The sequence below is a fragment of the Paenibacillus graminis genome, assembly GCF_000758705.1.
GTDB classification, from domain to species: domain Bacteria; phylum Bacillota; class Bacilli; order Paenibacillales; family Paenibacillaceae; genus Paenibacillus_AQ; species Paenibacillus_AQ graminis.
This window is the reverse complement of record NZ_CP009287.1, coordinates 2,951,557-2,964,084: the sequence shown is the minus strand read 5'-3', so window position 1 is coordinate 2,964,084 and position 12,528 is coordinate 2,951,557. Positions and strand designations below refer to the sequence as shown.

Annotated in this window: 13 protein-coding genes; 2 read left to right on the top strand and 11 right to left on the bottom strand. The window is 54.3% G+C overall.

What is annotated here, in order from left to right:
- Positions 1–23: 23 nt before the first annotated feature.
- From PGRAT_RS12060 to PGRAT_RS12030, 7 genes are read right to left on the bottom strand one after another with little or no spacing between them, the layout of a single operon-like run.
- Positions 24–890 carry an SDR family oxidoreductase gene (locus PGRAT_RS12060; protein ID WP_025706841.1) on the bottom strand — a complete coding sequence of 289 codons (867 nt, stop codon included), beginning with the start codon at positions 888–890 and terminating at the stop codon, positions 24–26.
- 56 nt (positions 891–946) lie between these two features.
- Positions 947–2,089 (bottom strand): hypothetical protein, encoded by a 1,143-nt coding sequence (locus PGRAT_RS12055; protein ID WP_051424756.1) that lies wholly within the window; start codon positions 2,087–2,089, stop codon positions 947–949.
- On the bottom strand, positions 2,086–3,402 hold the full coding sequence (locus PGRAT_RS12050) for a F390 synthetase-related protein (RefSeq protein WP_025706839.1): 1,317 nt from the start codon (positions 3,400–3,402) through the stop codon (positions 2,086–2,088). Before PGRAT_RS12050 ends, PGRAT_RS12055 begins: the two co-directional genes overlap by 4 nt.
- Complete coding sequence (locus PGRAT_RS12045; protein WP_025706838.1) at positions 3,399–4,253, bottom strand: MBL fold metallo-hydrolase; 855 nt, start codon at positions 4,251–4,253, stop codon at positions 3,399–3,401. Before PGRAT_RS12045 ends, PGRAT_RS12050 begins: the two co-directional genes overlap by 4 nt.
- Positions 4,250–5,242: an NAD-dependent epimerase/dehydratase family protein gene (locus tag PGRAT_RS12040; protein ID WP_025706837.1), complete on the bottom strand. Its 993-nt coding sequence runs from the start codon at positions 5,240–5,242 to the stop codon at positions 4,250–4,252. The genes PGRAT_RS12045 and PGRAT_RS12040 overlap by 4 nt, the downstream gene beginning before the upstream one ends.
- Positions 5,239–6,468: an ATP-grasp domain-containing protein gene (locus PGRAT_RS12035; RefSeq protein WP_244884068.1), complete on the bottom strand. Its 1,230-nt coding sequence runs from the start codon at positions 6,466–6,468 to the stop codon at positions 5,239–5,241. Before PGRAT_RS12035 ends, PGRAT_RS12040 begins: the two co-directional genes overlap by 4 nt.
- Positions 6,458–7,459, bottom strand: a complete 1,002-nt coding sequence (locus tag PGRAT_RS12030) for a beta-ketoacyl-ACP synthase III (RefSeq protein ID WP_042266647.1) — start codon at positions 7,457–7,459, stop codon at positions 6,458–6,460. Before PGRAT_RS12030 ends, PGRAT_RS12035 begins: the two co-directional genes overlap by 11 nt.
- Positions 7,460–7,752: 293 nt before the next feature.
- Between PGRAT_RS12030 and PGRAT_RS12025 the strand changes: the two genes are divergently transcribed.
- A complete protein-coding gene (locus tag PGRAT_RS12025) occupies positions 7,753–8,565 on the top strand; it encodes a hypothetical protein (RefSeq protein ID WP_025705342.1) in 813 nt (270 codons plus the stop codon).
- 79 nt (positions 8,566–8,644) lie between these two features.
- Here PGRAT_RS12025 and PGRAT_RS12020 read toward each other — a convergent pair whose 3' ends face one another.
- On the bottom strand, positions 8,645–9,436 hold the full coding sequence (locus PGRAT_RS12020) for a lipid II flippase Amj family protein (RefSeq protein WP_025705341.1): 792 nt from the start codon (positions 9,434–9,436) through the stop codon (positions 8,645–8,647).
- Positions 9,437–9,695: 259 nt separating this feature from the next.
- On the bottom strand, positions 9,696–10,304 hold the full coding sequence (locus PGRAT_RS12015) for a TetR/AcrR family transcriptional regulator (protein ID WP_036704695.1): 609 nt from the start codon (positions 10,302–10,304) through the stop codon (positions 9,696–9,698).
- 189 nt (positions 10,305–10,493) lie between these two features.
- Here PGRAT_RS12015 and PGRAT_RS12010 point away from each other — a divergent pair, with 189 nt between their 5' ends.
- Positions 10,494–11,525 carry an aldo/keto reductase gene (locus PGRAT_RS12010; RefSeq protein WP_025705339.1) on the top strand — a complete coding sequence of 344 codons (1,032 nt, stop codon included), beginning with the start codon at positions 10,494–10,496 and terminating at the stop codon, positions 11,523–11,525.
- 110 nt (positions 11,526–11,635) lie between these two features.
- Here PGRAT_RS12010 and PGRAT_RS12005 read toward each other — a convergent pair whose 3' ends face one another.
- Positions 11,636–12,022, bottom strand: coding sequence for a ribosomal maturation YjgA family protein (locus PGRAT_RS12005; RefSeq protein ID WP_025705338.1), 387 nt, complete (start codon positions 12,020–12,022; stop codon positions 11,636–11,638).
- A gap of 31 nt (positions 12,023–12,053) precedes the next feature.
- The gene (locus PGRAT_RS12000) at positions 12,054–12,527 is read right to left on the bottom strand and encodes an NUDIX domain-containing protein (protein ID WP_025705337.1); all 474 of its coding nucleotides are present in this window, start codon (positions 12,525–12,527) and stop codon (positions 12,054–12,056) included.
- Position 12,528: the final 1 nt, after the last annotated feature.

Sequence of the window (12,528 nt, the reverse complement as noted above, 5' to 3'; positions counted from 1 at the left end):
ATTCAGCCAGATCCTATGATCCATTATTTCATTTTTTTAAGCGAACTGGCAATAATCCCTTCAAAAACCTTCCAGGGCAGCAGTGTTTTACCGACCACCAGCAGGCGTGAGCCTTTGCCGACAGGATAGCGCAGCCGGGGGGCCTTCATCGCGGTGATCCGTGCAATCAGCCCGGCAACCCGGTCCGGATCGGGTGCAGTCTCGGCGCTCGTCCGGGAATACCGCAGGACTTGGGCAAGCTGCTCCCGATACGGCGAGTTGCTGCTGGTGTGCATCCCCTTCATCCCTTTGCCCCAGATCGGGGTACGGAAAGAGGCGGGTTCCACCAGCACGACCCGGATGCCAAACGGCAGCACCTCCTGGCGCAGACTCTCGCTAAAACCCTCCACGGCGTATTTGGAAGCCGCATAAGGAGCATAGCCGGGAAAGCCGGTCAAACCGCTGACACTGCTGACATTGACGATCAAGCCCGCCCGCTGACTTCGCATCACTGGCAATACGGCCTTCGTGACCTCAACCAGCCCAAAAAAATTCGTCTCCATCTGCCTCCGCCATGCCTCCATGTTCACCTCTTCCACAAAGCCCCCTACGGCAAAACCGGCATTATTAACCAGCACATCTACTCGTCCGAACTTATCCAGAACGGCTGCAACGGCTGATTGTATGGACGCTGAGTCCGTGACATCGAGACTAATCACATGTATCCGCTCCGCTAGCCCGGCTTCTGCGGCCTGGCGCAGAAGCTCCCCTTGGCGGCTTATGTCTCGCATGGTGGCTGCGACCTGGTAGCCTTTGCGGGCCAGAGCCAGTGCGGTCAGCAGCCCAAAGCCGGAGGAGGTCCCGGTGATGAGGGCGGTTGTACCGGCGTTCTGCCCGTTTTCGCTGTTCATAATGGCACCTTCTTCATCGTTTTGCGCTCCGGAAATATTAGCTTAAAACAAATGTACTACAGCTTAAGCTTCCGGATCAACGGGATGCCGGCCCGCCTGAGCAGCCATCCCAAAAAAGACCAGCTGCAGCGGTTCAGCCACGACGTGCCTTTGTCAAAGACCGCCGACAGTTCTGTAGCCGCCACCGCTCCGCGGTTGCGCTTGAACTGCCCTACCCCGGAGCTCTCATGCAGCAGCTGCCCTCTGCTTCCGGCAAGGTCAATCAGCACGGCCGACAGCATGCGGTACAGGCCAAGCGACTGGGGCAATGAGGTATCATAGCCGAACAGCGGCGCTGTCATCATCCCTTCACGGCTGTAGAAGCCGAGTACGGCGTCGAGCCTGCCGTTTTTGCGCAGCCCATAAATATGAAGGGTCCGTTTCTCCAGCGCAAGCCGGATGTATGCTTCCGTAAACTGCGGGTTATGCTTCGAATATTTATGTATATACAGCAGATGGTACAGCTCCACAATGCGGGGGATATCCTCCTCCATAATTTGCCCGGGTGATTCAACCATGTAGCCATGCTTATTGATTAAACCCCGGTCACGTTTGACCAGCCACTTGGCTTTGGACCCGGCGGGATGCTGCAGCAGATAAATCTGGCGGCTTGGCACCCATTTGCAGCCATATCCGTCCAGGGCCTCCAGCAGAGCACCGGAAGTCTCCTTGCTGAGGGAGCGTAAAAGAAGCGTATAACCGGGATACTCGGCGCGGAGAAAATCAAGCACTTTCAGCAGCTGGTCCGGACTTGCCGGAGGATACAGGTTGGTGGACAGGAGCCAGTTGTTTACTTGGACCACCCGGTTAAACCGGGCAGTCCTTAGCAGAAGCCCCACGCCCCGCAAAAGAACAGACAGAGCCCCCTCCAGCAGCCGGTTATTTAGTAAAGCCAGCTCCTCAGAAGCATAGCTGACATAATGCGTGTACGGAGAGCAGACATAGGAATTGGCATACTCCGCTTCATTTACTGTGATGGGGACCGGCAGGCCGTCAACCACAACCACTTTGACGGTTGTATGCACATTGGCGATAAAGTGCTCTGCCGGATGCTCGAACATTGCTGAAATATATTGCTGCGCATACCGGCCATATTCCGTGTCAGGCCAGCTCAGCCCCTGGATGCTGTCCCGGTCATATTGAAACACTCCGTCCCTCAAAGCTTCCAGCTCCTTTCTACCCGGCGCAGCTTCACTGCTCCAGGTGTAAAGCTGTAATCGGTGAACTGGAGCTGAGGCGGAATACAGCTGAAACGGGTGAACAATCGTGAGAATTCTCCGGTCAATAAGGACTCAATATCCTTTGCGTTGCCTCTGCGTATGCGGTACGAAATCTCCAGATCCAGCGGACTGCGCTGAATGACCCGGTAATGCTCGATTTCCGCAGAAGCAGCCAGCACCGCCCGGGTGATGAAATCGGGAAACAGCGTGACCAGCCCGCCGTTCTCCGAATGGGGCAGATACAGAATATCATCGCATCGCCCTTCAATCCGTTCTATCGCCGTAAACAAAGAGCCGCAGGGACATGGGGACGCCGATTCGGTAAGAATATCATTCAGCCGGTAGCGGATAATGGGCTGCACTCTTCTTGAGAAGTCCGTCACAACCGGCACGAAGCGCCTGGATTCACGGTCAAGATATTCTTTTTCAATATGAACAATATCTTCGTTAAGGTGCAGCATGCCGTATTTACAGGTGTACCCGAGAAACCCCTCCGTACATTGATAAGCCTGGTGAACCGTCTGGCCGAAGGTCCGCTCAATATGCTCCCGGTCCAGCGGGTCCAGCACTTCCGCAACAGAGATCAGGCGGCGCGGCTGAACCGTCAGGCCTCCCGACAGCCGCGCTTCGGCGAGCATACGGAGCATGGACGGCGGGGCAATCCAGATGTCAGGACTGTACTGCTCCAGCCGTGCGACCAGCTGCGGAACCGGCTCCAGCAGATCAAAATATTGAAATTGCAGGCGTCCTTGCCGGACAGACTCATAGAGATTGCTGTTTGCCCGGAGGAAAAAAGCGATCTTGGCACGTTCCCACAGCCCTCCGGGCAGCAGCTTCGCCAATACGGTACCTGTCCAGGCAGCCTGTTCCTCTTCACTGACCAGAAATATCCCGCGGCTGCCCGACGTTCCCGACGACAAGCCTACGGTCATTCCATGCAGCGTCGGCTTAAAATAACGGCTGTTCTCGGCCTCATAGGCCTCGGCAAAAGCCATATCTTTGGTAATCCCTGCTGTGTTGAGCGTATCGAAATAATCCATCATGAGCTGTTTTTCTATAATAGGAAAACGCCGCCACTCTTCCGGCGGCAGATCACCCCACAGATCGTGGTAAAACGGCGATAACCGGCGGATTTGTTCCACATGCCGCCGTATCCGCCGCTCCTGCCATTGCTCCAGGGCTGCCCGGTCCTTCCAGCGGCGTCCCCATCTGGTAAGAATGTAGTACCGGAGCGTCCGCATCAGCCGTTTCATTGGACACCGCCTGTTCCCCAGAGAGCCAGTGCCTCACGGCAGTGGCTGGGCACAATCCGCAGATCGGGAAAGTTCTCGTAAATCACCCGTAAACGGTCAAAATTATGCCGGTATTCCTTGCGGTCAGACATAATGAGACCGGCCGCCGGATGCGGCCTGCGGTTCTCGCGGAAGGCCCGGCTCGACCATACCGTATCCGCACAGAGCAGGTAGTCGTATCCGTTCCCGGACACAAACAAGCCGATCATCCCGGCAGCATGTCCGGACATCTCCACCGCCAGCAGACTGCCGTCGCCAAGCAGATCATAAGCTTCCGTGAAGGGAAATCCGGGGGGCAGCGGACGCTTTGGCGAGTACTCGTCTACGGGCAAGGAACGGGCAGTGAAATCCTCCGGAAGCAGTCCCGGAAGAAACCCGGCCCGGAGCGCCTTGATGGGACCGAGGCGGTATACTGCCTCATAGGACTTCCGCAAATATATGAACTGCGCCCGGGGAAAATCCCGTACACCGCCGATGTGGTCAGCGTGAAAATGGGACAGCACCATATAACGGATCTCCTCCGGCGCAATGCCGGCTTCCCGGAGCCGCTCCACGGCACTTTCTCCCTCTTTGAAAACTACAGGTGTAATATGGCGGTACAATGAAGCCGGAAGCTTCGCCGTTTCCTCGAAGAAACGTGAACTGTAGCCTGTATCGAACAGAATCGGCCCATGCTGCGGATGCCTCAGCAGCGCATAGCCCGCAGGAAAAGCGACGGGTTTGATTGTACCGCCCTTCAGCGTCAACAGCTCGGGATGCAGGCAGTATCCTGCCGACAGGATAGACACTGATACTGGTGTTGAAGTTATCATTTCTGTTTCCTCCACCATTCTGCGAAGGAATGAAGGCCTTCGTCTGTAGTCACACGGGGGTGATAGCCAAGCTGTTCCCGCGCCAGCGAAATATCCAGCGTCTGGGAGACCCCTAGTGCCGAAGCGGAATACCGGGTAAGCACCGGCTCGCCCAGGAAGGGCAGCAGCTTGTATACACCTTCCAATAGTCCCGCAAAAGCGTATGCAGTCCGGTAGGGAAGCCGTCTGCTGCGCAGCGGCATCTCCAGCCGGGCAAACAGCCGCTCAAGCAGTTCCCTGAACATGATCGGCTCGCCGTTGGTGATGTTATAGGCACGCCCTGCCGCTGACAGCGGGGCGCTGGAGCAGAGCAGCATAGCATCAATGACATTCTCCACACAGGTAACATCGATCATGGCGCCGCCGCCATCCAGGAGCGGCACTCCCTTGCCCTCATTGGCTGCAAGAAGCCGCGGGAACAGGGCATTGTCCATCGGCCCGAAGATCGCCCGGGGCCGCAGTATAAAGGCCGCCAGCCCTTCCCCGGCCGCCTGCTGCACGACACGCTCCGCCATAAGCTTGGTTGCAGCATAGCTATTGGCCGGTTTCGGCGGAAGCGGGTCTGCTTCCCGGATACCGAACCGGCTCCCGCGGCTGGAATACAGGCTGGGAGTGGAGATATGGATTAGCCGCCGGACTCCATGCCGCTTGCAGCCCTCTGCTATGTTGCGTGTAGCTTCCACATTGCAGGCCACAAAATCACTGTATGTGCCCCAGGGGGAGGAGAGCGCCGCACAATGAAAGACAAAATCCATTCCTGCGCACGCGCGGACCGCTGCTTCCGTGCGGCGCAAATCGGCACATATAAAGACTGCACCATCCTTTTCTATCTGCTGTCCGGCTTCCCGGTTTCGCCCAAGCCCGAAAACTTCCCAGCCCAGCTCTGCGAACCTCCGTACCGTATGGCGGCCAAGAAAGCCCGTTGCACCCGTTACAAGCACTCTAGTCATCTTTCACCGTTCCATTCTATGTCTTCTGTCAGGGCTTCAGTAACTGAAATCTTGTTCCGCCTGGCAAGGCGGCAGGCATGATAGACGATCCGAAGCTGCTCGCGGAAAGGACGCGGATCATTCCTGCGGAAGATTACATCCTCCGCTTGGCGCAGCGCCCTCCCCCACTCCCCCAGACCTGCCGGCCCAGGACGCAGGGCGCAGGCGAGCATGGGAAGCGCAAGCATGGATTTTCTGCCGGAACGCGGCGTGCTGACGGTTCCGGCCAGAACCCGCTGCTCCGGATTCAGCAGCGCCTGCACCAGCCCGTCCTCTGCGGCGAACAGGTGAATCCCGCTGGTCGCACGCGGGTTGCATTCGATCGGATACAAGGTTCCCTCCTGCACCTGGATGAAATCAAAGCCGATCTGGCCGCTGAAGCCGGCCGCCCGGCTGAAGCGCTGCACCCAGTCCAAAGCCGCCGGATGCTCCAGATGCTCAAAGTACACGCTCGCTCCCGCCCTGCCGGTCCGGTACCTGCTGCCATAAGCCGCATGTGCAATGACCTCGCCTTGATGCACAACACTGTAAGTGCATACTGCCTCACCTCTGATATATTCCTGCGCCACCCAGGGCGCAGCGGATGAAATGCCGCGCGGAGCTGCAAGACTGCGCGAGCCTGTTAAGCCCTCTTGCCCGCCGGTGATGGTTCGGGGCAGAATGACTTTGGATGCAAAGCGGGAATACACCGGTTTGTACACCCAAGCCTCTCCTTTATGGGCAGCTTCATCCGTCTGGATTCTCCATTCTTCCGGGCTGCTGAGCAGCCGGGTCCTGGGAACTGGGAATCCCAGTTCGCGGGCCCAGACAATGAACTCGCCCTTGTGATGCAGTCTGGCCAGCGTCTCCCGTTCTGCGGAAAGCACACGGCAGCCGCGGATTCGGTCAAGACCGGCCGATATATAAAAAATCTCCTCGCACAGCGGAATCAGCACATCAATGTGCAGTTCTTCTACCAGCTTCGCCAGCAGATCAATATAAGCTTCCGGGTTGTGCCTTGGCGGCGGGGTGCGAAAGCTTCGTTCCACAGCCGAAGAAACGCGGCACAAATGGTATTCGGCGCTTTCTGCGGCATACACCCGGTGGCCCGCAGCCCGCAGCAGCCGGGAGAGCTCCAGAGCCACAGGTGCCCGTCCGCCGGTGATGAGCACGTTCATCGGCGGACTGCCGGAAGGATCAGTAATCAAGAATCAGGCCTCCCAGTGACAGGCCGGCTGCAGTTCCAATGAACAGTATGCGGTCCCCCCGCTGTACCCGCCCCTGACGGAGCGCTTCATGCAGCCCCATCGGGATCGAAGCCGCGATGGTATTGCCATGACCCGGCGTATTGTCGAGAAATCTGTCCTCGGCTATGCCCAGCTTTTTGCGGAGCAGCCGCATGGCCATCGCACTTCCCTGATGGGGCACGACCAAACGGAAATCATCCATTTGTGTATGGCTCTGTGCCAGCATGTCTCCCAAGAATTCTGGAAGGAGCTTGGAAGCTTTTCTGAAAATGGCTTGTCCGTCCATTTGAAAAAGATAAGGCAGGGCATTCTCTTTGCTGTATTTCTGGGCATGCAGTCTGGTGCCCCCTCCGGCAATCTCCGAATAACGCGCACCGCTGCTGTATGTTTTGAGCGAGGCATGCAGAATCTTCGAAGGCTCTCCAGCTGTACTCGGACCAATGACCACCGCAGCCGCCCCGTCTCCAAACAGTGCCGCACTCTCCTTGTCTTCATAATCAAGCCCGGCTGAAGCAATCTCCGAAGCTACCAGAAGCACATTCCGGTATCGGCCGGCTTCGACCATATACGACATGACATCCAGGCCTACCAGAAAGCTGAGGCAGGTTGAATCGATATCAAAAGCTGGCACGCCAGAGTCCTCCTGTCCCATAGCCTGCTGTATAAATACGGCTGTACTCGGCAGCGGCTGCTCCTTGGTTCCGCTGGTGCAGACCAGGCAATCGATATCCGAAAAGCTGAGGCCTGCCGCCAGAAGCGCAGCTTCCGCCGCTTTTGCCCCCATGGTGGAGGCCGTTTCGCCCCCGCCGGCATAATGCCGCACCCCTATACCCGTAATTTTGTTAACCCAGCCTGCAGGTGTGCCGAGCACTGTGTCCAATTCCTCATCCGTCACCTTCCTGGAAGGTAAATATTTACCCGTCCCCAGGATTTTTACATGTCTAAGCTGCACAACGTCATCTCCCTGTTCCAACTGGTTCTAGGTGCCGAACATTATCCAATATTGTAAACTATAGATTCATTCTACTAGATTTCTTGGTTCAGTTACATAATACTAGCAAAAGAAGTGCATAAAAGCGAACCTGCGTTCTTTTCCATCTTGACTAACCATTTATTTCAAGCTATAGTAAAAGGACAAATTTTCATACGGTAAGCGGGAGAAGCACCTCGCAGGACAGGCCATCGCGCCTTTTCTGGAGGTGCTTTTTTGCGTCTCTATCGACTATATAACAGGAGATGAATGAAATGGAAGATTTAAGACGGAAGTACGGTGCTGCTGAAAAAAGGTACGGTGCAGGCTTGTCCAGCAGATGGATAGGGTTGCTGATATTTCTTATGGTATTGACCGTACATGTTCCGCTTGCTTCGGCTGCTGCCGATTGGGACTCTGCGCTGGAACAGATTCATACGCTGTACAGTGATTATACCGGTCTGCAGACGGCATTGAAGTCCGAAAGTGCAAGAACGCAGACTCTCCGCAAGCAGAACAATGCCGATCTCAAAGCGATTAACCTGAAACTGAAGGCGGTAGATGCCGGCTTGCTGAACCGGCTGAAGACTGAAGCTGAAGCCTTGAAGAAAAAACATGCACCGCTGTTGGAGGAGTACACTTCGCTCAGCAAGCAGATTTCAGCAGCACGCAAGGCAGGGAACCTGAAGGCGGCGGCTCTGCTGGAGATTAAGCGCAATAAGCTTAAGGCGGCGGCTGCCTCTGCCCGGTCTGAGGTCAAAGCGAAGAATACCGCATATGCTGAAGCCAGGGCGCTGACGGCAGCCAAGCTCAAACCTGCCAAAGATGCCCTAGCGCCGATCTCAAGTCTTAAGAAGCAGATTACAGCGCAGAATAAAGCGGCCAGTACCGTACAGACAGAGCGTACGGAGGCTGACCGGCGTTATAAAGCCGCTATTACATCAGGTGATGCTGTCGCAGCTGCAGCAGCGATGAAATGGTCTTATGCAAGGATGGGGGAGCTTCGAACTTTCGGGCAGCAATCGTACGTTTGGGAGCAGAAGATCACGCTTGCACTGCGGGCTGCTGAAGCCAAGCTGCCCAAATAAGCCTGCCGGTTAGGCTGATGATTTATCAATACTTGCTGTGTATACAGGCAGCTTCAGATTCTCTGTGCTCCGCTGTCCCTCAAATCAGCTGCACCAGCCAGATGATGGTATAAGCTGCCGGTATAAGCACAAGCTGGCCGAGCAGGGTTCCCAGAAACCGCGAGCCCATCAGTAAGACGTAGATTTTCCCCAGCTGATCACGGGAATCTGCATTTTCAATGGCTTTATGAGTGATGAGGCCAAGCTGAGGGTCAATGAAGATCGTCAGCATGATGGTAGCGAGCCCGTTGATCATCCCGGAAGCCTGGGAGGCAGTCGTGCTGAGTGCAGGTACCAGATGCGCTGCCAGCAAAGATGACAGCACACCGACCGTATAGAACGCGGTAATAAATATATTCATAACAATAAAGCGTTTCGGAATCCCCAGATAGCGGAAAGCGTGCAGCTTCACTTTAGGTTTGCGGATATACTTGCGGGTGTTTTTCAGCTGGCTGATTGTCACACTGGTAAGCAGCTTGGGAATGGAGCCTTCAATTTCCAGTCTGGAAATGATTCTTCCAAACAGCCCTACGAAGGTTGGGAATAAGGCAATGGCAATCAGGGTACCTAGTGAAGAAGCCAGCATGATGATCCGCAAATAATTCTCCAGAGGGAAAGTGTCATGTATCTTGGCATAATCAACAAATTTGGCAGTCAGCGGAGCCTGGACCATATTGGCCGTTCTGGATACCAGCACGATAATCCCCGTCAGGGATAATGCGATGGCGATTTTGTTCAGCTTCACACCGGCAAAACGCACCGAATACGATAACGTCTCGGCTGTGTGAATGATCAAGGTCAGTATGCACACTACGATTAAACTGTTGGTCATTAGCGGATCTCATCTCCATATCAGGCAGCATTTTGCTGATTTGCAGCAGTCCATCCATCCATATAATTACAAATGCAAATCAACCCACTAAATATATATTCTTTGACTTCTGTAATCCAGAAGCAAATTTTTAAGATTAATAGAGTGACTTATAGGATTTACCCGAAAGAACCGTAAAGAGCAGACATCCCGTGAAGATATCTGCCCGTCTCAACTGATTCTCCATGAATTTGCTAATCTACCCGCTCTTAACACTTATTCAGTCGACTTCTTGAAGAGCAACGGACTGCAAAGGCCCCGTCTGAATCAACCGGGTCAGCATCAGCGCCATTTCTTCGGCGGTGAAGGCCATGCCTGATTCCAGCCAGGTCTGAATCAGTCCGAACTGGGCCGCACCCAGGTAGTTGATCAAATAGCGGTCTGGGATGCCGCCCAGTGTTGCGCCGCCGCTGCTTTGCTTCACATGGTCATACATATGTGTGCCCATCAGATATTTCAGCCGTTCTCCCAGTGCTTTTGAGCCTTTGGGATCAAAAATCGCCCTAAAAAAATCTGCATGTTTGCTTAAATGGGTGAAGGCCCTGACGATCGGCCCGAAGGGTGTTTGATCTGTGTTGTTGTATAGCATTGCTTCAAAATCTGCCGGTCTAAAAAGTTCCTCCAGCTCCTTCATCATCTCTGTCCGCTCAATCAGCTCGCAAATATCATGGTAATGGAGATAAAAGGTCCCGCGGTTAATTCCGGCCCGCTGCGTCAGATCTCTGACCGTCAGCCCGCTGATCCCTTTTTCCTTCAGCAGTTCCATGAACGCTTCATCAATCAGCCGCTTGGTACGGATTACCCTAAGATCCCTGTCTTTGTCCGCCAATAGATTCACTCCCTTGGATGAAGCTATATGATAATCGTCACTTTGCCGGGTCTGTTCATTAATCAACATTTTTACATAGCTGATTATTGTAGCCGGCTGCAGCACTTATTATAATTGACCCTGCATCAACAGATCAACACGCGTCCCAAAATATACACGTGTTAATTATAAGCAGGAGGATGATTAATTATGCTTTATCGAAATTTATCCCGTACAGGTATCCGTGTCAGTGCCTACGCCCTTGGCGGAGGTGTCATTGGATCCGGTAACAAAGACGAGGATGAATGTATTCAAATGATCCATCAGGCCATAGATTCCGGGATCAACTTCCTGGATACTTCGGATATCTACTCCGGCGGCGAATCCGAGCGGATTATCGGAAAAGCACTGGCCGGACGGCGCAGTGGGGTTATATTGGCGACCAAAGTGGGCAACCCAAAAAGCGGGGCAGTCAATCATCAGGGGGTTTCAAGGACGTGGATCAGACAGGCTGTTGAGAACAGTCTGCGTAGTCTGCAGACTGACTATATTGATCTGTACCAGCTCCACAGGCCTTTTGCGGATACCGATTTCGAGGAAACGCTCGATGTGCTGACAGACTTGGTCAAAGAAGGAAAAGTCCGGTACATTGGAACCTCCAATCACCAGGCCTGGCAAATTGCCGAAGCGCAGGCCGTAAGCAGCCGTCGGTTATTGCAGCGCTTCATCAGTGAGCAGTCCCCTTACTCTATCCTCAAACGGGCCATCGAGCTGGATCTTGCAGGGGCGGCGGACAAATATAGTCTGGGGCTACTTGTATATGGGCCACTGGCCGGAGGGCTACTAACCGGTAAATACAGAGCAGGCCATGCTGCAGCCGAAGATTCGCGAGCCGCCCGCTATAAGGGATGTGCCGCCGGAGAGGCCCTTGATCCTGAACGCCCCGAAAACAAAAATAAATTTGAGCTCATCCATAAACTGCAGACTGTAGCCGATCAGGCAGGAATCTCCTTGCCGCATATGGCTGTTGCTTTTACGCAAACGCATCCCGCAGTAACTTCAACAATTATCGGACCGCGAACCCCTCAGCAGCTGGGTAACTTTTTAAGCGGAGCCAATCTGCAGCTTAGCGCGGATGTGCTGGACGCCATAGACCGGATCGTTCCTCCAGGCAGCAACGTTGACGATGTGGACCGGGCCTGGACGCCGGATTGGCTATCAGCCGCGCAGCGCAGACGGTAAAGACATCACTCAAGAAGCTTAATTACTAACAAACCGCCCTCTCATCCAGCAGATGAAAGGGCGGTTCATTTACATAACCCTGATGCGGCGTAAGACATTACTGTTCTACTCTAAGAGGATTTTTTAGGCCGACAAAAGCGGTCCAAGGCATAGGAGAAAACAATCCCCACCGTATAGCGTAAAAGATCAATCCAGAGAAATCCTTTCCCCAGAATTAATCCCCCTACCCTGGTAGCCCGCAGCCCGTTGATCCATTCTCCCTGGTAGAGCTGGCTGAACTCAATTCCGAAGCAGAAGCACAGGCTCAGCAGCAGCGACTGGCTTAGAGGCTGACGGGTGAGCAGCACACGGCAGGCAAAATAAATCATACACGCCCACAGCACATCCCCAAGATGGCTGGCGGCAAACGGTGGCAGATGCTTACCAAAAACTCTGGAGCCGAGGCCCATGATCATCGCCAGAAGCACAGCAGTGCTATAAATAATTTTGGACCTCATTTCCTTCATCCCCATATCTTGATCATAAGTGTTATTCGAAGATGGCCCGATCAGCAGCAGAATCTCCTCTAAACATCTCCCGGGGATATGGGATCGTCAGTTCAGGAAACTCTTCCTCGTTAAAAAACACCAGCTCCTCTGCCTCCCCGTCCACACTTCGGAGTGTTCCTTTGACGATGGAACATTCAAACACAATGACCGAATATTGGACCCGGTCCCCATTGATGTATTCATATGTATATTTCTCACCGCCGAATACGCCAATAATCCGCAGCGGATTCACCATTAAACCCGTTTCTTCAAAAACCTCCCGGCGCAGTGCCCTCGACGGTGTCTCACCAGGTTCAATGGCACCTGCGGGTAAACCCCACAACTGTTCCCCGCCTTTGCGGAGCAGGAGAATCCCGCCTTCCTCATTTCGGATCACTGCTGCAACAGACGGCACCATCAACAATTCACTCCCAGCCCTATTGCGCAGACTGCGGTAATATTCAGATATTGGCATG